General features: G+C 41.9%; 19 protein-coding genes and 5 tRNA genes. All 24 read left to right on the forward strand.

What is annotated here, in order from left to right; all coding sequences use genetic code 11:
* Nucleotides 1–3 precede the first annotated feature (3 nt).
* The 24 genes from C8D94_RS12395 (at nucleotide 4) to rpoB (ending at nucleotide 20,827) form a co-directional block, all read left to right on the forward strand.
* Nucleotides 4–1,362 (forward strand): pyridoxal-phosphate dependent enzyme, encoded by a 1,359-nt coding sequence (locus tag C8D94_RS12395; RefSeq protein ID WP_115124271.1) that lies wholly within the window; start codon nucleotides 4–6, stop codon nucleotides 1,360–1,362.
* 126 nt (nucleotides 1,363–1,488) lie between these two features.
* A complete protein-coding gene (locus C8D94_RS12400) occupies nucleotides 1,489–2,760 on the forward strand; it encodes a DUF2851 family protein (protein ID WP_115124272.1) in 1,272 nt (423 codons plus the stop codon).
* 37 nt (nucleotides 2,761–2,797) lie between these two features.
* The gene (locus C8D94_RS12405) at nucleotides 2,798–3,028 is read left to right on the forward strand and encodes a PspC domain-containing protein (protein WP_115124273.1); all 231 of its coding nucleotides are present in this window, start codon (nucleotides 2,798–2,800) and stop codon (nucleotides 3,026–3,028) included.
* Nucleotides 3,025–4,035 carry a potassium channel family protein gene (locus C8D94_RS12410; protein WP_115124274.1) on the forward strand — a complete coding sequence of 337 codons (1,011 nt, stop codon included), beginning with the start codon at nucleotides 3,025–3,027 and terminating at the stop codon, nucleotides 4,033–4,035. The genes C8D94_RS12405 and C8D94_RS12410 overlap by 4 nt, the downstream gene beginning before the upstream one ends.
* A 96-nt stretch (nucleotides 4,036–4,131) precedes the next feature.
* Nucleotides 4,132–5,823, forward strand: a complete 1,692-nt coding sequence (locus C8D94_RS12415) for an alanine/glycine:cation symporter family protein (protein ID WP_115124275.1) — start codon at nucleotides 4,132–4,134, stop codon at nucleotides 5,821–5,823.
* Between the two features lie 45 nt (nucleotides 5,824–5,868).
* Complete coding sequence (locus C8D94_RS12420; RefSeq protein WP_115124276.1) at nucleotides 5,869–6,762, forward strand: ComEA family DNA-binding protein; 894 nt, start codon at nucleotides 5,869–5,871, stop codon at nucleotides 6,760–6,762.
* Between the two features lie 123 nt (nucleotides 6,763–6,885).
* Nucleotides 6,886–8,049, forward strand: a complete 1,164-nt coding sequence (locus tag C8D94_RS12425; RefSeq protein WP_115124277.1) for an acyl-CoA dehydrogenase family protein — start codon at nucleotides 6,886–6,888, stop codon at nucleotides 8,047–8,049.
* Nucleotides 8,050–8,111: 62 nt separating this feature from the next.
* Nucleotides 8,112–9,545, forward strand: a complete 1,434-nt coding sequence (locus C8D94_RS12430) for a carboxypeptidase-like regulatory domain-containing protein (RefSeq protein WP_115124278.1) — start codon at nucleotides 8,112–8,114, stop codon at nucleotides 9,543–9,545.
* Nucleotides 9,546–9,710: 165 nt separating this feature from the next.
* The gene (rpsU, locus tag C8D94_RS12435) at nucleotides 9,711–9,905 is read left to right on the forward strand and encodes a 30S ribosomal protein S21 (RefSeq protein ID WP_115124279.1); all 195 of its coding nucleotides are present in this window, start codon (nucleotides 9,711–9,713) and stop codon (nucleotides 9,903–9,905) included.
* A 128-nt stretch (nucleotides 9,906–10,033) separates the two neighbouring features.
* Nucleotides 10,034–10,924, forward strand: a complete 891-nt coding sequence (locus tag C8D94_RS12440) for a tyrosine-type recombinase/integrase (protein ID WP_115124280.1) — start codon at nucleotides 10,034–10,036, stop codon at nucleotides 10,922–10,924.
* Nucleotides 10,925–10,946: 22 nt separating this feature from the next.
* The gene (gene hpf, locus C8D94_RS12445) at nucleotides 10,947–11,249 is read left to right on the forward strand and encodes a ribosome hibernation-promoting factor, HPF/YfiA family (RefSeq protein ID WP_115124281.1); all 303 of its coding nucleotides are present in this window, start codon (nucleotides 10,947–10,949) and stop codon (nucleotides 11,247–11,249) included.
* Nucleotides 11,250–11,357: 108 nt separating this feature from the next.
* Nucleotides 11,358–11,431: transfer RNA gene (locus C8D94_RS12450), tRNA-Thr, on the forward strand.
* Between the two features lie 145 nt (nucleotides 11,432–11,576).
* Nucleotides 11,577–11,658: transfer RNA gene (locus tag C8D94_RS12455), tRNA-Tyr, on the forward strand.
* Nucleotides 11,659–12,152: 494 nt separating this feature from the next.
* Nucleotides 12,153–12,225: transfer RNA gene (locus tag C8D94_RS12460), tRNA-Gly, on the forward strand.
* Between the two features lie 89 nt (nucleotides 12,226–12,314).
* A tRNA-Thr gene (locus C8D94_RS12465) sits at nucleotides 12,315–12,386 on the forward strand.
* 55 nt (nucleotides 12,387–12,441) lie between these two features.
* The gene (gene tuf, locus C8D94_RS12470) at nucleotides 12,442–13,629 is read left to right on the forward strand and encodes an elongation factor Tu (RefSeq protein WP_115124282.1); all 1,188 of its coding nucleotides are present in this window, start codon (nucleotides 12,442–12,444) and stop codon (nucleotides 13,627–13,629) included.
* 97 nt (nucleotides 13,630–13,726) lie between these two features.
* Nucleotides 13,727–13,799: transfer RNA gene (locus tag C8D94_RS12475), tRNA-Trp, on the forward strand.
* Between the two features lie 146 nt (nucleotides 13,800–13,945).
* Nucleotides 13,946–14,134 (forward strand): preprotein translocase subunit SecE, encoded by a 189-nt coding sequence (secE, locus tag C8D94_RS12480; RefSeq protein ID WP_115124283.1) that lies wholly within the window; start codon nucleotides 13,946–13,948, stop codon nucleotides 14,132–14,134.
* Nucleotides 14,135–14,136: 2 nt separating this feature from the next.
* Nucleotides 14,137–14,691 carry a transcription termination/antitermination protein NusG gene (gene nusG, locus C8D94_RS12485; protein WP_115124284.1) on the forward strand — a complete coding sequence of 185 codons (555 nt, stop codon included), beginning with the start codon at nucleotides 14,137–14,139 and terminating at the stop codon, nucleotides 14,689–14,691.
* A gap of 70 nt (nucleotides 14,692–14,761) precedes the next feature.
* Complete coding sequence (gene rplK, locus C8D94_RS12490) at nucleotides 14,762–15,199, forward strand: 50S ribosomal protein L11 (protein ID WP_115124285.1); 438 nt, start codon at nucleotides 14,762–14,764, stop codon at nucleotides 15,197–15,199.
* A gap of 21 nt (nucleotides 15,200–15,220) precedes the next feature.
* A complete protein-coding gene (gene rplA / locus C8D94_RS12495; RefSeq protein WP_115124286.1) occupies nucleotides 15,221–15,916 on the forward strand; it encodes a 50S ribosomal protein L1 in 696 nt (231 codons plus the stop codon).
* 11 nt (nucleotides 15,917–15,927) lie between these two features.
* Nucleotides 15,928–16,449: a 50S ribosomal protein L10 gene (rplJ, locus tag C8D94_RS12500; protein WP_115124287.1), complete on the forward strand. Its 522-nt coding sequence runs from the start codon at nucleotides 15,928–15,930 to the stop codon at nucleotides 16,447–16,449.
* A 51-nt stretch (nucleotides 16,450–16,500) separates the two neighbouring features.
* Complete coding sequence (gene rplL, locus C8D94_RS12505) at nucleotides 16,501–16,878, forward strand: 50S ribosomal protein L7/L12 (RefSeq protein WP_115124288.1); 378 nt, start codon at nucleotides 16,501–16,503, stop codon at nucleotides 16,876–16,878.
* A 136-nt stretch (nucleotides 16,879–17,014) separates the two neighbouring features.
* Nucleotides 17,015–20,827, forward strand: coding sequence for a DNA-directed RNA polymerase subunit beta (gene rpoB / locus C8D94_RS12510; protein ID WP_115124289.1), 3,813 nt, complete (start codon nucleotides 17,015–17,017; stop codon nucleotides 20,825–20,827).
* Nucleotides 20,828–20,926: the final 99 nt, after the last annotated feature.

Consider the following 20,926-nt stretch of genomic DNA (forward strand, 5'->3'; position numbering starts at 1 on the left):
CCTATGAAATACGCAAAAAATATCTTAGAGACCATAGGGGATACGCCCTTAGTGAAAATAAATAAGTTGGCCGAAGACATCCCCGCCCTCGTCCTTGCCAAGTATGAAACCTTTAACCCAGGGAACTCGGTAAAGGACCGCATGGCCGTACAGATGATCGAGGATGCCGAAGCAGACGGCCGTCTTAAACCTGGTGGAACCATTATTGAAGGTACTTCCGGAAATACAGGGATGGGATTGGCACTTGCGGCAATCGTGAAAGGCTACAAAATGGTATGCGTAATAAGCGACAAGCAGAGCAAGGAAAAAATAGATGTTTTAAAGGCCGTGGGTAGCAAGGTGATTGTTTGTCCTACAAATGTAGCGCCCGAAGATCCACGTAGTTATTACTCAACTTCCAAGCGCTTGGCAGAAGAGACCCCCAACAGTTGGTATGTAAACCAGTATGACAACCCCAGCAATGCCAAGGCACACTACTTGAGTACAGGTCCTGAAATTTGGGAACAGACCAATGGTAAGGTAACCCACTTTGTAGTAGGCGTTGGTACCGGAGGCACCATTAGCGGGGTAGGGAAGTACCTAAAAGAACAAAACCCCGACGTAAAAGTTTGGGGAATAGATACCTACGGGAGCGTATTTAAAAAATATCACGAAACGGGTATTTTCGACGAGAACGAGATCTACCCCTACATCACCGAAGGGATTGGTGAGGATATCCTTCCCAAAAATGTAGATTTCTCGGTGATCGATGGTTTTACCAAAGTGACCGATAAAGATGCGGCTATCTATACCCAAAAACTGTCCCGGGAAGAAGGGATGTTCTTGGGGAACTCTGCTGGAGCAGCGATGAAGGGAATCTTGCAGTTAAAGGAACATTTTAGCAAGGATGATGTGGTGGTGGTGCTTTTCCACGATCACGGAAGCCGCTATGTAGGTAAAATGTACAACGACGAGTGGATGCGCGAGCGCGGTTTTGTAGAGGACACGGTTACCGTTGCCAGCGACCTCATTAAAAACCATGCAGATAAGCCATTGGTTACCGTACGTACCGAAGAATTGGTAAGCCACGCCATTGAGCGCATGAAAACCTATAAAATCTCACAAATCCCCGTGGAAGATACCAACGGATTTGTAGGCGCCCTCGACGAAACCGATTTGCTGCGAAAGTACCTGGACAATAAAGACGTTGCAAACCTGCCCATAAAGGACGTAATGCATGAGCCATTTCCAATTGTACAAAAAAATACATCTATCGAAGAAGTCTCAAAACTCATCCACAAGCACAACAATGCTGTTTTGGTAGACTTGGGAGATGGAAAATACCACATTATCACCAAGCACGATGTGATAAGTGCATTGTAGGGTTTTACTATTTTGTTCTGAAATTTAAGCCTATAGCTAGAAGTGATGCCTTTTGTTTTTGGCTAATTTTTCTATATTTGAAGTGCTGGAAATCTTTCAGTTACAGCTCCCCGCTTTTTTGTTACTATGAAAGAAGACTTTCTACATTATGTATGGAAGTATCAAAAAATCGACACGCTACATTTGGCCACGGTAACCGGTGAAACAGTGCTCGTGATACATCCAGGGCAGCATAATTATAATTCGGGACCAGATTTTTTCAACGCACAGGTCAAGATAGATGGGCAGCTTTGGGCAGGCAATGTTGAGATTCATCTGAAATCCAGTGATTGGTACGCCCACGGCCACGAGGCAGACCCTGCCTATGACAATACCATCCTTCACGTGGTCTGGGAACACGATACCGAGGTGTATAGCAAAAATCAAAAGCCCATTGATACATTGGAGTTGAAGGATGTAGTGGACAATTCGGCATTAAAAAAATACAGATATCTTTTTTCAGCACAACAACGGTGGATAAATTGTGAGAGGCAATATAGCTCTGTAGATCCATTCGTTCTCCAAAACTGGCTGGAACGCCTATACTTGGAAAGGCTTCAGCAAAAATCCGAAGTTATCCTCAAACTTTTGGAACAGAACAACAACCATTGGGAAGCGGTGTTGTTTCAGATGCTCGCAAAAAATTTCGGTTTAAAGGTGAATGGCGAATCGTTCTTCAGCATTGCCAGTTCGGTACCCTTTTCAATAGTGCAAAAATGCAGGTATATCCTAGAGGACTTGGAAGCATTACTGTATGGACAAGCTGGTTTGTTGCCCGAACCCACTACCGATGCTTACGTAGCTAATCTTCAGCAAAAATATACGTATCTGGCACACAAGTTCAAGTTGGACAACAGTACCGTGATTGCCCCAAAATTTTTCAGGCTTCGGCCGCCCAACTTTCCTACCATTCGCTTATCGCAATTGGCAATGCTCTACCATGGGAATACACATTTATTTTCAGCAATTATAGAGGCAGGCACCAAAGAAACCTTTTACGGGATATTGCGATGCAAGGCGTCCAGCTATTGGGATACGCATTACAATTTTGGGGTGGAGGGTTCAAAAAGAGCAAAAAAACTCACCAACAATTTTATGGACCTGTTGCTCATAAACACCATCTTGCCGATTAAATTCTGCTATGCGCAGGGTATGGGGAAAGATATTTCAGAAACACTTCTACAGCTTACTGCTTCTGTACAAAAGGAAGAGAACACTATTGTGAAGCGGTTCAACAAACTGAAACCCATGGCCAACAATGCAATGGACAGCCAAGCCCTGTTACAGCTCAAAAAGTATTATTGTGACCAAAATAAATGCTTGGATTGTGCTGTGGGCAACTCCATCTTAAAAAATTGAATGTTCTTACTACACATAAATTGCTTAATTTGCAACTATGCTGAAGCTGGTCTATACATTAAGGCATTATTTTGAAAAACACGGATTTTACGTTTCCTCACGTCTGGCCGACAGGCTTGGGATGCGGGTGAAGAGCGTTCGGTTGTTTTTCATATATGTTTCTTTTGCAACCCTTGGAGTTTGGTTTGCCGTATACTTGACCCTTGCTTTTTGGCTAAAATTGAAAGATTTAATCTATACCAAAAGAACCTCGGTATTCGACTTATGAGAAGGATATTCAACTCAAAACTAACCTTTGCCCTTTTCCTGCTCATTGTGGTGTTTTCAATTGGGGTTTTCGGTTATAAGTTATTGTCTGGCTATACATGGGTGGATGCGTTCTATATGACGGTTATTACCATAACCACCGTGGGTTACGGAACACTGAAAGTACTTACCCCGGCTGAAAAGATTTTCACTTCTATATTGATACTTTCCAGTATTTTTATTGTGGGATATGCCATTAGCGTTATTACCGAATATTTATTGAGCAAGAACAACATAGGGAATTTTAAAAGAAAAAAAGTGAAACACGAAATAGACCTGATAAAAGATCACGTAATAGTGTGCGGCTATGGCCGAAACGGCAGGCAGGCCGTTTTAAAGTTGGAAGCTTACAATAAGGAATATGTGGTCATAGAATTGGATGAGGATGTTGTGGAGCACGAATTGGAAGACGGTAAGTTGTTTGTGGAAGGCAATGCAGTAGAGGACGAGGTTCTCCTGCAAGCAGGCCTTGAAAGAGCAAGTACATTGATTTGCGCACTGCCAAGCGATGCAGATAACCTCTTCGTGGTGCTCTCGGCAAGACAACTCAATAAGGGATTAAAGATAATAAGCCGTGCAACCGAGGAGACCAGTTTCCAAAAGCTGAAACTAGCGGGGGCCGATAACGTGATACTTCCTGATAAAATTGGGGGAGATCATATGGCAAATCTCGTAGTGACGCCGGACTTGGTGGAATTTTTGGATAACCTATCGGTTTCTGGAAATGCAGATAGTATAAATGTAGAGCAAATCCCTTTTGAGAAAGTATGCTCCAACGGGAAAGAACTGGCCATCCACCAATTGGATATCCGCAAAAAAACGGGTTGTAGTATTATTGGTTATAAAAAGCCCAATGGAGACTATGTTGTAAACCCCGAGCCCTCATTGGTAGTACGAAAAGATTCAAAATTGATATTGATAGGACGCCCGGAACAAATTGAAAGTCTCAAGAATTTATACGATGTTTAAGAAAAGGTTAACTTTTTAACGGCTAAAATTTGAAAGCTGCCATTTTTTTTAGCATCTTGCTCCTTTGTAAATTTTAAACTCATCAAAAACCAAATTATGAAGAAATTTCTTCTCTGCCTATTTACAATTCTAACCCCCTTATTAACATTTGCACAAGAGACCGAAGAAGTAGGTCTCGATCAAAAGATAGACCAGGCATTTGCGCCTATTTCAGATTTTTTCTCTGCCATAATATTTTTTGAGGTAGCTCCCAATACGCCTTTTGTGATCGTTTTGCTGGTAGGAAGTGCCGCGTTTTTTACCCTGTATTTTGGTTTTCCCAACATCCGTTTTTTCGGAAAAGCCATTAATACCGTTCGTGGAAAATATGAGGATATTGAGAAGTATGGAGCAAAAGAGCTTTATGGAGAGGGCGGTATTGCCCAAGGACAGGATATGACAAAGGTGGACAGTTTAGATAAACACCTTGAAACAGTTGACGAATTAGCAGTAGATGGCGATATAGTAGACACCATTCGAGACGAAAGTAGCGACGGGGAAGTGTCCCACTTCCAGGCGTTAGCTACAGCGGTATCTGGAACGGTAGGTAATGGAAATATTGCAGGAGTCGCCTTGGCTATTGCATTGGGAGGTCCCGGAGCCACTTTCTGGATGATTGTGTGTGGCTTGTTAGGGATGAGTACAAAATTCGTGGAGTGTACCCTTGGAGTCCAATATAGAGATGTAGGGCCCGACGGAACCGTGTACGGAGGTCCTATGTACTATTTAAGCAAGGGTCTCAAAGAAAGAGGTTTTAAGACACTCGGTAAAATTGCAGCAGCACTCTTTGCTGTTTTTTGTATTGGAGGTTCTTTTGGTGGAGGTAACGCAGCCCAAAGTAACCAAGCAACAATCGTGATCAAAGAAATGTTTAACTGGGAAAGTACAGCTGCAGGAGCTATTGTAGGTGTGGTGCTGGCTATCTTGGTTGGAATAATCATTATTGGTGGTATTAAGCGTATTGCTTCTGTAACCGAAAAGGTAGTGCCACTTATGGCAGTATTATACATTCTTTGTTGTTTGTTTATCATATTCAGCAATTTTTCATTGATAGATGATGCAATAGGTCTTATCGTACAAGAAGCCTTTAACCCAACCGCAATTGGTGTTGGTAGTGTAATAGGTGTTTTATTGGTAGGGTTTAAAAGAGCAGCGTTTTCCAACGAGGCAGGGGCAGGTTCGGCATCTATTGCCCACTCTGCAGTAAAAACCAAATATTCAGCCTCTGAAGGATTAGTTGCACTGTTGGAGCCTTTTATCGATACCGTAGTGATTTGTACAATGACGGCCCTTGTAATTATTATATTCAACTTTGGAGGGTATTTCAATTACGGTGGCGATGGTACTGGTGCCGTGTTTATCGATGGAATGTCCTATGAAGGTGCAGGTATCACTTCCATGGCATTTGCAAAATACATCCCATACTCAGATGTGTTTCTTACCATTGCGGTAGTATTGTTCGCAGTATCTACTATGATTTCTTGGTCCTATTACGGCCTACAGTCGTGGAAATATCTATTTGGGAGAGGGAAAGCGGCTGATATGACGTATAAACTATTGTTCCTAACATTTGTTGTAATTGGTGCTGCAGCGAGTATGAAATCTATTTGGGACTTTTCGGATGCAATGATATTTGCTATGGTATTCCCTAATATGATTGGATTGTACTTCCTCTTCCCGGTTGTGAAAAAGCAATTGAACCGTTACTTGGACGCCATAAAAATGAAACGTAACGCTGTAGAGGAATAAGCGAAAAAACTAACTCCCCTTTTATTAAATTTTAAAAGGAGAGATATGTTTAAAAATAACCTAAAGAAATCCTACCTAAACATTGCCAAGAGCGATCAGGGTGGGATTTTACTTTTAACAGCGCTCATACTACTATTGCTGGGAGTGTATTTTTTTGTTGAAATTGAGACTGAAGAGCATCTGGATATTTCCTCAACCGAAATACTACTGGGACAACGACAAATAGTTTCCCTCCAACAAGCCGAAATAGAGCGAAGAAAACCGAAACTATACCCCTTCAACCCAAATTTCATAACCGATTACAAATCCTATACCCTCGGGATGCCTACCGAAGCTTACGATAAGCTGAAAGCATTTAGGGAAAAGGACAAGTGGATAAACAGTGTTTCAGATTTCCAAAGAGTAACCGGTGTTTCAGATGTTTGGCTGGATAGTATTTCGCCCTATTTTAAATTCCCGGAATGGGTAACGAACCCAAAGCCAAAATTCAGTAAAAATTCAAATTATATAGATTTCAATAAGGAGAGGCCCTATGCCCAAAAAATAGACCTGAATACTGCAACACCTGAACAACTCCAAAAAGTATCTGGGATAGGGGAGGCATTGAGCCAGCGTATCGTTAACTATAGGGGCAAGCTGGGCGGTTTTACCAGCGATGTGCAACTGGGCGAGGTTTATGGGCTCTCCTCACAAGTGGTGGAAAGGACCAAAAATCTTTTCACGGTAAAAACACCCAAGCATATCGACAAGATCAACATAAATACCGCAACCGCATCAGATTTGTCCACCATTCCTGGGATTGGTTTTGAGATGGCAAAAAAGATATGGGAATTCGTAAAACTACGCGAGGGGATAGCCGCTCTTTCCGAACTGGAAAAAATTGACGGAATCTCAGCCAACAAAATAAAGCGATTTCAACTATATTTGTCTGTTGAATAATTCTATTCCTTAACAAGTAACGCTAACCTAAGCCATAGTTCTAGGATTATTTTACTTTAAAATATAAACAAACGTAACCTAGCTTCACATGTTTGGGCAGGTTATAATATCCCAAATAGCACAATGAGCGTATATTTTACCGAAGAGCACGATTTTTTCAGAAAGAGTTTTCAGGATTTCCTTCAAAAGGAAGTGGTTCCCCATATCGAAAAGTGGGAAGAGACTGGCCATATAGAACGTTTTATATGGGAAAAATTTGGTGAGATGGGCTATTTTGGTATCAACTACCCAGAGCAATACGGTGGGATGGACCTGGATTTATTTTATACCGTTATCTTTTTGGAAGAACTCCAAAAGGTACAGTCCGGTGGATTTGCAGCCGCAATGTGGGCCCACGCATACCTTGCAATGACACACCTTAACAAAGAAGGCAACCATGAACAAAAGGAAAAATACCTTGCACCCAGCATCACCGGTGAGAAAATAGGATGCCTTTGCATCACCGAACCCTTTGGGGGAAGCGATGTCTCTGGGATGCGAAGTACTGCAGTAAAAAAAGGTGACAAGTATATTATCAATGGATCCAAAACATTTATCACAAACGGCGTGTACAGTGACTATTTAATAGTGGCCGCCAAGACCGCCCCAGAGCTCGGGAACAAAGGAATAAGTATTTTTGTTATAGATAGGGATGCTCCCGGTGTTTCTGCCACTAAGCTGGATAAATTAGGATGGAGGGCAAGCGATACGGGTGAGATCGCTTTTGATAATGTAGAAATCCCAGCCGAAAATCTAATGGGCGAAGAAAACAAAGGCTTTCCCTACATCATGCAACACTTCGCCCTGGAACGGCTCATTATGGGCATTAATGCCCACGCCCGAAGCGAATGGGCGTTGGACTACACTATCGAGTATATGAAAGAGCGTGTAGCCTTTGGTAAATCAATTTCAAAATTCCAGGCATTGAGACACAAGGTAGCCCAAATGGCTGCTGAAGTAGAAGTGTGCAAAACTTTCAATTACGTAACGGCACAACGCCTGGATCAAGGCGAATATGTAGTGAAAGAAGCTACCATGTCCAAATTGATCTCTACCAAAATGGCCGATGAGGTAGCCTATGACTGCCTTCAAATGTTGGGAGGTTATGGTTACATGGAAGAATACCCACTAGCTCGTAACTTGCGTGATAGCAGGTTGGGTCCCATAGGTGGCGGAACTTCAGAAATACTGCGAGAGATTATCGCCAAGATGGTCATTGAGGGGAAAAACTATAAGCCCGCAACCTAGTAGGGGAAGTCTTAACCTGGCTCGATTCATGCATTAACTTTGTACATAAAAGTAGCGATTCTATGAAATTTCAATATTTTAAATTTTTCTGTATAGCAAGTATTGTATTGTTTGTTAACAGTGTTTCCGCCCAAACAGAAATCACCAATACTGTGGTCGATTTTTCTACACAAATGCCCATTGAGAGTGCCAGTGTGTATATTGAGAACACTACCATAGGTACGGTAACCAATACCGATGGTAAGTTCTTGCTCTCGGTACCGGACGAGCATATTAATGATACACTTGTTATATCCTCTATCGGGTACAAAAGCTTCAGGACACCAATCAATAATTTTGATGAAAGTTTCAGCATTTACTTGGAAGAAGACGTTGCCTCGCTCGACGAAGTATTGATTGTTGCAGAGACACGTCCCAAAACGGGAAATGAAATAGTAGTACGTGCCTTAGAGGAACTGGAGGACAACCTGCCCAACAATGCATACCTCCAAAAAGGTTTTTTGCGCCACAAGGAACGCAACAAAAAGGAATACAAATGGCTCATAGAAAGTGCCATAACCTTATACGATTCCAGTTATGCCACCAAGGCTGAGGAATTCCTGAAAGTAAACGTAGACGAAAACCGAAAAAGCTACGACCTGCGCGATGTAGACAGTGTGTTTACATACTATTCCTATTTAAAGAACAACAACCGAAACTTTAAGATGAAGTCTAGCGACCTTCGTAAACAGGACATTAAGACCGAGTCCTTAATAAAGGCCATTAAATGGAACGACGAACGGATAAATGGCTTAGAAAACCTGTTCAAGACTAGGCTGAACCTGGTGCGTAACTCTAACACCGTGGGTGCGCTCTTCGGGAAAAATGTTTTGGAGAAACATCAGTTTAAGTTGGATACCGTGTTAGTGGATGATGGCCGAAAGATTTACAAAATTGAGATAGACAAAGGGGAGGATTTTGTTGGTTTGAATACGCCGGGAGTTTACAACGAAGGCTTTGCCCCCAAGGGATGGATTTATATTTATTGGGACAATTTTGCCATAAAGAAGGTTGAGTACGAACTGGTAGCGGCCTCTGACGTACAGAAAAAAAGGAGCAAGAGCCTCTTTGGTACTACTTTAAACCATAAACTGGTACTCACCTACAAAGAGTTTCAGGATGAGATGTACCCTAGCTATATTTACTACGAAACGCCCAAGCTGGTAAATGTGGGCGATAGGTCTTCAGATAAACTATACAAGGACAGCGACAAGGTGAAAGAGGAAGAGGAAGAGCAGTTTTATTATACCACACAGGAGATCCTCTTTACTGAAATTATCCAGGAACCACAACTCGTCCAAGAAGAATTAAAAACCTCCCAGTGGTCCGAGGATATCTTTCTGCCAAGGCCCTACAACAAGGAATTCTGGAAAAATTACAACGTCCTGCTGGAAAGTGAAGAAGAGGAAAAACTTATCATGGATTTAAGCCAGCGAGCAGAATTGTTTAAACAGTAGCTTGGATTTATGATATACGATTTTAGGGGTACGATGTGAGAGCAAAGCAATTGGACTTTGATCTTTCAGCACGACAAACAGGTTCATTATTTTTTTTATTACGTACTTCGTAATTCTAAATTTAATATTATATTTGCCGTCCAAAAGAGAGGAGGTTAAGACACTATGTTAATAATACCAGTAAAAGACGGAGAAAATATAGATAGGGCATTGAAGCGTTTCAAACGTAAGTTCGATCGTACAGGAACTATGCGCCAGCTACGTGCACGTCAGGCATTTACAAAGCCATCTGTTGCCAGAAGAAAAGAAATCCAGAAAGCACAGTACATCCAGAATCTTAGAGATCAAGAAGAGATATAGACATTTCTTTATTCAGATATTGTTACATCCGTTGGACATCACGTTCAACGGATTTTTTTGTTTACTCCAGTTTTCTGCGTTCAAAAAATATTTAACTATCTTACATTTTGTAACACGTACTTCAGCACATGTCTTTTGTCCCTTTCATAGACTATCTTTCACTCGAGAAAAAATATTCCCAACATACGGTCACTGCCTATAAAAAGGATTTGGAAGACTTTCAAATGTTTGCGCAGGAAGCGTTTGGCTACAAGGAAATTTCCGGGGCAAACTATTCTGTGATACGTAGCTGGATAGTATCCATGGTAGATTCGGGCATTGCAAACAGGAGTATCAATAGGAAAGTCTCATCATTGAAAACCTACTATAAATTTCTGCTGAAAACAAAACAGATCGAGGCCACGCCCCTAGCACAGCACAAAGCTCTAAAAACAGCCAAAAAGGTACAGGTCCCCTTTTCAGAAAAAGAAATACAGGAAGCACTGCAATTGCTCAACGAAGAAGGAGAAGGTTTTGAGCCGGCAAGGAACAAGTTAATAGTAGAACTGTTCTATGCAACAGGTATGCGTAGGGCGGAGCTGGTAAGCCTAAGGCTGAAGGATGTTTCCATGCAGAACAAAACTTTGAAAGTGCTGGGGAAGCGAAACAAGGAGCGGGTCATTCCGTTACTGGATTCGGTAGTGGTAACCCTAAGTACATATTTACAGGAGAGAGAGAGAATTGATGTGGTAGATAATGAATTTTTGCTGCTCACGAACAAAGGCGTTAAAATTTATGAAACCCTTGTTTATAGAATTGTAAATAGCTATTTTAGTAAAGCATCTGTAAAGGTTAAAAAGAGCCCGCACATATTGCGCCACTCTTTTGCAACCCACCTCTTAAATGAAGGAGCAGACCTGAACGCGGTAAAAGAACTGCTGGGGCACGCTAGTTTGGCATCCACACAAGTGTATACGCACAATAGCATAGCACAATTAAAAAAGGTATACCATAACGCCCACCCCAGGAATTCAAAATAGTACTAATATAAAACCAGAGCCTATGAAAGTAAATGTGCAAGCCCCTAATTTTGCGGTAAAAGAACCTTTGTTGGATTTCATCGAAAAGCGACTGCAAAAACTCGAACAGTTTTACGATAAAATAGTAGCGGCCGATGTTTTTTTAAAGATCCAAAAAACAAGTGAAAAGGAGAATAAAATCACTGAAATCTTATTGAGCGTTCCCGGTAGTGACCTCATTTGCAAGAAAGAAAGCAAGACGTTCGAGGCAGCCGTGGATGAATGTGTACAGTCGCTCCAGAGACAACTAAAAAAACGCAAACAGAAACAACGTGTATTTGCATGAAAATTTTTTAAAAAAAGTTTTGCAGAAATAATAAATCGTATATCTTTGCAGTCCGTTAGAAATAGCGGACTTTTTTATGCTGAAATTTCAACATAAAAAATGCTAAAAGCCGATGTAGCTCAGCTGGCTAGAGCAGCTGATTTGTAATCAGCAGGTCGTGGGTTCGAGTCCCTCCATCGGCTCAAAAGAAGAGATGGATTTTGTTTCTTTTTTAAAAGAAAATAGAGTGCGGTACACTGAGCGTAGTCGAAGTGCCATCGGCTCTTGAAATATTGAAAGTTTAATGTTGGAATTGGAATTATTGATGTTCTAAATTCCAATGGTCAAGGGGAGATACTCAAGCGGCCAACGAGGGCAGACTGTAAATCTGCTGACTATGTCTTCGCAGGTTCGAATCCTGCTCTCCCCACTATAATTTGTAAATAAGCAAGCGTCAAAAGCTCGCTTTTGTAAGGTTGTGTTTTACAAATTATGTGAAGGGTCCCCCTTCACGGATCACGAGCGACAGCGAGTAATCCAATAAGGTCATTAAAATGTAAACTATACCAAGCAAGCGTCAAAAGCTCGCTTTTGTAAGGTTGTGTTTTACAAATTATGTGAAGGGTCCCCCCTTCACGGATCACGAGCGACAGCGAGTAATCCAAACGTTCTCTGAATGAAGAATGTATTTAAGATTTAAAAAGGTCCTCTTCTGTAAGAGCTCTTTTTTAAATCCTAGTTCGGGGCCGCCCTCAAATGGTGGTCTAAACAAATCGCAAAGAGCGCTATGTTTTCAGAAAAGAATTCATTATCTTTGCACCCCGATTTCGAGCGGTAAATCTTGAAAAAATTGAAATAGTGATTTGTTCCTTGTTTTAAACGTTCCTTTTCGGGATTTGTTTTAATCTGGAATCTAATAAATAAGCGGGAGTAGCTCAGTTGGTAGAGCGTCAGCCTTCCAAGCTGAATGTCGCCAGTTCGAACCTGGTCTCCCGCTCTAAAGTTTCCCTGCGAAGGCAGGTTCTTTTTCTTTTAAATGTAATGCCTCTTTGAGGCTTTTGGGGGTTAAAGAAATAAACACTTTACGCCGGTGTAGCTCAGGGGTAGAGCGTTTCCTTGGTAAGGAAGAGGTCACGAGTTCAAATCTCGTCATTGGCTCAATATAGTATACAATTGAACACTAATATATAACTAAGAATTAAATTAATACAAAATGGCAAAAGAAACATATGATCGTTCGAAACCCCACTTAAATGTAGGTACTATTGGACACGTAGATCACGGTAAAACAACTTTAACTGCTGCGATTACTAAAGTATTGGCAGATGCAGGTTATTCAGAAGCTTCTGCTTTTGATCAAATTGATAACGCTCCTGAAGAAAAGGAAAGAGGTATTACAATTAACTCTTCTCACGTAGAGTACGCAACAGCAAACCGTCACTACGCACACGTTGACTGTCCGGGTCACGCCGATTACGTAAAGAACATGGTAACTGGTGCTGCGCAAATGGACGGTGCTATCTTGGTGGTAGCCGCTACAGATGGTCCAATGCCACAAACTCGTGAGCACATCCTTTTGGGACGTCAGGTAGGTATTCCGCGTATCGTTGTATTTATGAACAAAGTAGATATGGTGGACGATGAGGAGTTACTTGAGTTGGTAGAAATGGAAATTAGAGATCTACTTTCTTTCTACGAGTACGATGGTGACAATGGTCCTGTAATCGCTGGTTCTGCACTTGGTGCTTTGAACGGTGAGCAAAAATGGGTTGACACAGTTCTTGAATTGATGGAAGCTGTAGATACTTGGATCGAAGAGCCACAGCGTGAGATCGATAAGCCTTTCTTGATGCCAATCGAGGACGTATTCTCAATTACAGGTCGTGGAACTGTTGCAACAGGACGTATTGAAACAGGTATCGCAAACACTGGGGATCCAGTTGAGATCATCGGTATGGGAGCTGAGAAATTGACTTCTACTATTACAGGTATCGAGATGTTCCGTCAAATCCTTGACAGGGGTGAGGCTGGAGATAACGCAGGTATCCTATTAAGAGGTATCGAGAAAACCCAAATCTCTAGAGGTATGGTTATCACGAAGCCTGGTTCTGTAACGCCACACGCTAAGTTTAAAGCTGAGGTTTACGTTCTTAAAAAAGAAGAAGGTGGTCGTCACACACCATTCCACAATAACTACCGTCCGCAGTTCTACGTTCGTACAACTGACGTAACAGGAAACATTAACCTTCCTGATGGTGTTGAAATGGTAATGCCTGGAGATAACCTTACAATTACTGTAGACCTTATCCAACCAATCGCATTGAACGTTGGATTACGTTTTGCGATCCGTGAGGGTGGTAGAACAGTAGGTGCAGGTCAGGTTACTGAAATCCTAGACTAATTCAAGCATATAAATACAAGGAAAAGGTGTTCCGTTTTAACGGGACGCCTTGCCTTTTATAACGGGTAAGCATAGTAAATACTATAAAAACCCACAAACGGGTTTAGCTCAGTTGGTAGAGCACTGGTCTCCAAAACCAGGTGTCGTGAGTTCGAGTCTCGCAACCCGTGCAAAACGAAACAAATGTGTGGCTTCGAGACGAGAAGTTTATGCTGAGTAGGTTTTCTTTTTCTGAAAACCATATCGAAGTAAGTCTCTCAACCCGTGCAAAACTCTGGAATACAAATTTCTAGAAAAAGATATAAAACCCATTACAATGGTAAACTATATTAAAGAATCCTATAACGAATTGACAAAACACGTGTCTTGGACACCGTGGGGCGAAGCGCAAAAACTTACGGTAATAGTAGCTGTTTTTTCAGTAGTCTTGGCTTTGGCAGTATTTGGTGTAGACCAAGTATTCAGTAGTGTTATAGAGCAATATTTTAAATGGATTAAGTCGTAAGCATGACTGAAACAACAAGTGCAAAAAGGTGGTATGTGGTCCGTTCGGTCAGTGGCCAGGAAAACAAGATAAAATCTGCAATAGACAGGGAGATTACCCGTCTCGAGCTACAGGATTATATCGAGCAAGTTCTGGTTCCAACCGAAAAAGTGATTCAAATTCGCAATGGGAAGAAAACCAATAAAGAACGTGTTTATTTCCCAGGGTATATCATGATCCAGGCCAGTTTGGCAGGAGAGGTGCCGCACATCATAAAATCGATTAATGGAGTGATTGGCTTCTTGGGTGAGACAAAAGGTGGTGACCCAGTTCCATTACGACAGTCTGAGGTAAATAGAATGCTAGGTAAGGTCGATGAGCTTTCGGTTCAAGACGAGAACGTAAACATTCCATTTACTATTGGTGAAACTATCAAAGTAATTGATGGTCCGTTCAACGGTTTCAACGGGACTGTTGAAAAAATTAACGAAGAAAAGCGTAAGCTAGAGGTGATGGTAAAGATTTTCGGAAGAAAAACCCCATTGGAACTAAGCTATATGCAAGTTGAAAAAGTATAATTGTTACACGCTATAAATAGGTTTTTCTTAGGCTTCCACTGTAGAAAAATCAAATTTTTAAACTAAAACAATGGCAAAAGAAGTAGATAAAGTAGTAAAACTGCAAGTTCGCGGAGGAGCGGCAAACCCGTCTCCACCAGTTGGACCAGCATTGGGTGCTGCCGGTGTGAATATCATGGAGTTCTGTAAGCAATTTAACGGAAGAACCCAAGATAAGCAAGGAAAAGTATTGCCTGTACAGATTACGGTGTATAAAGATAAATCTTTCGAGTTTGTTATCAAGACACCTCCTGCAGCAGTACAGATCCTCGAGGCTGCCAAGGCCAAAAAAGGCTCTGGCGAACCTCACATCAACAAAGTGGCAACCATTACTTGGGACCAAGTAAAAGCTATTGCAGAAGACAAAATGCCAGATCTTAATGCATTTACCGTAGAGTCTGCCATGAAAATGGTAGCCGGAACTGCAAGATCTATGGGAGTTAAAGTAAAAGGAGCAGCTCCTTTTTAATCCAAAAAAAGAATCTATAACATGGCAAGATTAACAAAAAAGCAAAAAGAAGCGCTTCAAAAGGTGGAGGACAAGACCTACACTGTTGCTGAAGCCTCTGCTTTAATAAAAGAGATCACCAACGTAAATTTTGATGCCTCTGTAGACCTTGCGGTACGCCTTAACGTGGATCCACGTAAAGCGAACCAAATGGTACGTGGTGTTGTTACCCTTCCACACGGTACGGGTAAGGATGTAAAGGTGTTGGCATTGGTTACTCCAGACAAGGAGGCCGAAGCTAAAGAAGCCGGAGCAGACTACGTAGGACTAGACGAGTACCTCGACAAGATAAAAGGAGGTTGGACAGATGTTGACGTAATTGTAACAATGCCTAGCGTAATGGGTAAATTAGGTCCCTTAGGACGTGTTTTAGGTCCCCGAGGCCTAATGCCTAACCCAAAGACAGGTACGGTAACAATGGACGTTGCTAAAGCAGTTTCAGACGTGAAAGCTGGTAAAATCGACTTTAAAGTTGACAAGACCGGTATCATCCACGCAGCAATAGGAAAAGCATCTTTCGATGCTGAGAAAATTGCAGGAAACGCAAGAGAATTATTAACCACATTGGTAAAGTTGAAGCCTCAAGCAGCTAAGGGAGTTTACATACAGAGCATTTATATGTCCTCTACAATGTCCCCTTCGGTTGAAATTGATACTAAAAGATTTACTGAGCAGTAATTATTTAAGATATGACTAGAGAAGAAAAATCACAAGTAATTGAAACATTGACTGCACAGTTATCTGAAAACACAAATATCTATTTAGCTGATATTTCAGGTCTTGATGCAGGAACTACCTCAAATCTTCGTCGTGCGTGCTTTAAAGCAGGCGTGAAGTTGAACGTGGTAAAAAATACATTGCTCGCAAAAGCAATGGAAGCTTCAGAAAAAGATTTTGGAGAATTAAACAATGTACTTAAAGGAAACACATCCTTGATGGTTTCTGAAACAGGTAACGCACCTGCAAAAGTTATTAAAGAATTCAGAAAAAAATCTGATAGACCTCTATTGAAGGGAGCTTTTATTGAAGAAGCAATTTTTGTGGGAGACGATAAGCTAGAAACACTTGTAGACATCAAGTCTAGAGAAGAGCTTATTGGAGAAATCGTTGGATTACTTCAATCTCCTGCCAAAAATGTTATCTCTGCACTTAAGAGTAGCGGCGGTACCATAGCGGGCATCGTAAAAACCCTTTCTGAAAGAGAAGGATAAAATTAAGCACTAATTACAAACAATAAATACAATTTTTAAAAACGATAGAAAATGGCAGATTTAAAAGATTTCGCAGAACAATTAGTTAACTTAACCGTAAAAGAGGTTAATGAATTAGCTACTATATTAAAAGATGAGTACGGTATCGAGCCTGCTGCTGCAGCTGTAGCTGTTGCTGCTGGTGGAGGTGCTGGTGGCGGAGAAGCCGCTGAAGAGCAATCAGAATTCGACGTAATTCTTAAAGCTCCAGGAGGATCTAAGCTTGCAGTAGTAAAACTTGTAAAAGAACTTACTGGATTAGGTCTTAAGGATGCTAAAGGATTAGTAGATGGTGCACCATCTCCAATCAAGGAAGGTGTAGCAAAAGATGAAGCCGAGGCTCTTAAATCTCAATTAGAAGAAGCTGGAGCAGAGGTTGAGCTTAAGTAAGCCAACCACATATCCAAACCTTTAGGTTTAGGTCTTCCCGCAAGCCGGGAAAGACCTAAACCATTTTGCGTATATAAAGGTTATCATAAAAAAGTATACGCAAACACTGTTTTTTTAATTAAAATTCCGTCCATAGATGTCAGCAACGCAAACTGAAAGATTGAATTTTTCCTCTGTACAGAACAAGCCGGACTATCCGGACTTTTTGGACATACAGATCAAATCCTTCCAGGATTTTTTCCAGTTGGAAACCAAGTCAGAAGAAAGAGGTCAAGAAGGGTTATACAAGACCTTCCTAGAAAATTTCCCGATTACAGATACCCGTAATCAATTTGTATTAGAATTTTTAGATTATTTCGTAGATCCGCCAAGATACTCCATCCAGGAATGTATCGAGCGTGGTCTTACCTACAGCGTGCCCTTAAAGGCTAGACTCAAGCTGTATTGTACAGACGACGAGCACGAAGATTTCGAAACCATCGTTCAGGATGTGTACCTAGGTACCATTCCTTACATGACACCTTCTGGAACCTTCTGTATCAATGGTGCAGAACGTGTGGTAGTGTCTCAGTTACACCGTTCACCTGGTGTGTTCTTTGGACAATCCTTCCACGCAAACGGAACCAAATTATATTCAGCTCGTGTCATTCCTTTCAAGGGATCGTGGATTGAATTTGCTACCGATATCAACAGCGTTATGTACGCGTATATCGATAGAAAGAAAAAATTACCTGTTACAACGCTTTTCCGTGCTATTGGTTTTGAGAGAGACAAGGATATCCTTGAAATCTTCGACCTTGCCGAAGAAATAAAAGCAACCAAGACAGGCCTCAAAAAACAATTGGGCCGTAAACTGGCTGCCCGTGTACTTAAAACCTGGCACGAGGATTTTGTTGATGAAGACACCGGAGAGGTGGTTTCTATTGAGCGTAACGAGATCGTTCTAGACCGTGATACCGTGCTGGAAAAAGAGCATATCGAGGAAATTTTGGACTCAGGTTCAAAAACTATCTTGTTGCACAAGGAGGATAATCAACAAGCAGATTATGCGATTATCCACAACACATTACAAAAAGATCCTACCAATTCAGAAAAAGAAGCGGTAGAACATATCTATAGACAATTACGTAACGCCGAACCGCCAGACGAGGAAACTGCTCGTGGTATCATCAACAAGTTGTTCTTCTCGGACCAACGATACAACCTGGGTGAGGTAGGACGTTACCGTATGAACAAAAAATTAGGTCTTGATATCGAGATGGACAAGCAGGTCTTGACCAAGCAGGATATCATTACCATTGTCAAGTACTTGATCGAGCTTATCAACTCCAAAGCGGAGATTGATGATATTGACCACCTTAGTAACCGTCGTGTACGTACCGTAGGTGAGCAGTTGTCATCTCAGTTTGGTGTAGGGCTTGCCCGTATGGCGCGTACCATCCGTGAGCGTATGAACGTTCGTGACAACGAGGTGTTTACCCCAATAGATTTGATTAATGCGAAGACGTTGTCTTCAGTAATCAACTCTTTCTTTGGTACCAACCAGCTGTCTCAATTTATGGACCAGACCAACCCGCTGGCCGAGATTACGCACAAGCGTCGTCTTTCGGCATTGGGACCAGGAGGTCTGTCACGAGAAAGAGCAGGATTCGAGGTTCGTGATGTTCACTACACACACTATGGAAGGTTATGTCCTATTGAAACCCCTGAGGGACCAAACATTGGTCTTATCTCCTCACTTTCGGTATATGCCAAGGTGAACAACCTAGGATTCATTGAGACGCCTTATAGAAAAGTTGAAGATGGTAAAATCGACTTCAAGAATGAAGCACAGTACCTTTCAGCTGAAGAAGAAGAAGGACAATTAATTGCTCAGGCAAATATTCCTTTAACTGATAAAGGAAAAATCGATACAGATCGTGTGATTGCACGTATGGAAGGTGATTTCCCGGTAGTAGATCCAACAACGGTAAACTATGCCGATGTTGCTCCTAACCAGATTTCATCTATCTCTGCATCTTTGATTCCGTTCTTGGAGCATGATGATGCAAACCGTGCCCTGATGGGAAGTAATATGATGCGCCAGGCAGTACCATTGTTGCGCGCAGACTCTCCAATCGTAGGAACAGGTCTAGAGCGCCAAGTAGCCAGTGACTCCCGTGTATTGATCAATGCCGAAGGAGACGGAGTTGTGGAATATGTAGACGCAAACGAAATTACCATTAAGTACGACCGTACCGAAGAAGAGCGTATGGTAAGCTTTGATGGTGATAGTAAGACATATCAACTGGTAAAATTCAGAAAGACAAACCAAAGTACTTCCATCAACCTGAAACCTATCGTTAGCAAAGGCGATAGAGTTTCAAAAGGACAGGTACTGTGCCAAGGATACGCTACCGAAAAAGGTGAGCTGGCCCTTGGACGAAATATGAAGGTAGCCTTTATGCCTTGGAAAGGGTATAACTTTGAGGATGCAATCGTGATTTCTGAGAAAGTAGTTCGTGACGATATCTTCACCTCTATACATATAGATGAATATTCACTCGAAGTACGTGACACCAAGTTGGGTAACGAAGAATTGACCAACGATATCCCTAACGTTTCAGAAGAGGCCACAAAAGACCTTGACGAACACGGAATGATTCGCGTAGGTGCCGAAGTGAAGCCTGGAGATATCTTAATTGGTAAGATTACACCAAAAGGTGAAAGCGACCCAACACCAGAAGAAAAATTACTTCGCGCCATCTTTGGAGACAAAGCTGGTGATGTGAAGGATGCTTCATTAAAAGCATCTCCATCGTTACGCGGTGTGGTAATAAACAAAAAACTATTCGCTCGTGCCATTAAGGACAAGCGCAAGAGAGCAAAGGATAAAGAGGACATAGCAGCACTTGAGGTGCAATATGATGCTAAGTTTGATGCCCTTAAAGATGTGTTGGTTGAAAAACTATTCGCTATCGTAGGTGGAAAAACTGCACAAGGCGTTACCAACGATCTAGGTGAAGTAGTATTCCCAAAAGGAAAGAAATACACCCTTAAGATGTTGAACGCTGTGGACGACTATACACACTTGGTAGGTGGAACTTGGACCACAGACGACGCTATAAACGCCATGGTTCGTGACCTATTGCACAATTACCGTATTAAGGAGAACGACCTGCAAGGTAACTTACGTCGTGAGAAGTTTACAATTTCTGTAGGAGATGAACTGCCTTCAGGAATCCTAAAACTTGCAAAAGTGTACATCGCTAAGAAACGTAAATTGAAAGTAGGGGATAAGATGGCGGGACGTCACGGTAACAAAGGTATTGTTGCCCGTATCGTTCGTGAAGAAGATATGCCTTTCTTGGATGATGGAACACCTGTTGATATCGTGCTGAACCCACTGGGAGTACCATCGCGTATGAACATTGGGCAGATTTACGAAACAGTATTGGGATGGGCCGGACAGAAACTGGGCAGAAAATATGCAACCCCAATTTTTGACGGAGCCAGCATTGACCAGATAAACGAACTGACAGACGAGGCAGGCATCCCACGCTACGGACATACCTATTTGTATGATGGTGGTACAGGACAGCGTTTTGACCAGCCAGCAACCGTAGGTGTTATCTATATGCTGAAATTAGGACATATGGTGGACGATAAGATGCACGCACGTTCTATTGGACCATACTCATTGATTACACAACAACCATTGGGTGGTAAAGCCCAGTTTGGTGGTCAGCGTTTTGGTGAGATGGAGGTTTGGGCACTCGAGGCTTATGGAGCTTCAAGCACCCTACGAGAAATATTGACGGTAAAGTCTGATGATGTTATTGGTAGAGCAAAAACCTACGAGAGTATCGTAAAAGGTGAAACGATGCCAGAACCAGGACTGCCAGAATCCTTTAACGTACTGATGCACGAATTGAAAGGTCTGGGTCTGGACATTAGATTAGAAGAGTAATAGTGAGTGGGCCCCTGCTAAGGTGGGGGCTGTCATTCCGAAGCACAGCGAGGAATCACACAACTAGCTCTAGGGGTTTTTTTAAAATGAAGCCCCATT

Origin of the sequence: Marinirhabdus gelatinilytica, assembly GCF_003353425.1 — a bacterium.
GTDB classification, from domain to species: domain Bacteria; phylum Bacteroidota; class Bacteroidia; order Flavobacteriales; family Flavobacteriaceae; genus Marinirhabdus; species Marinirhabdus gelatinilytica.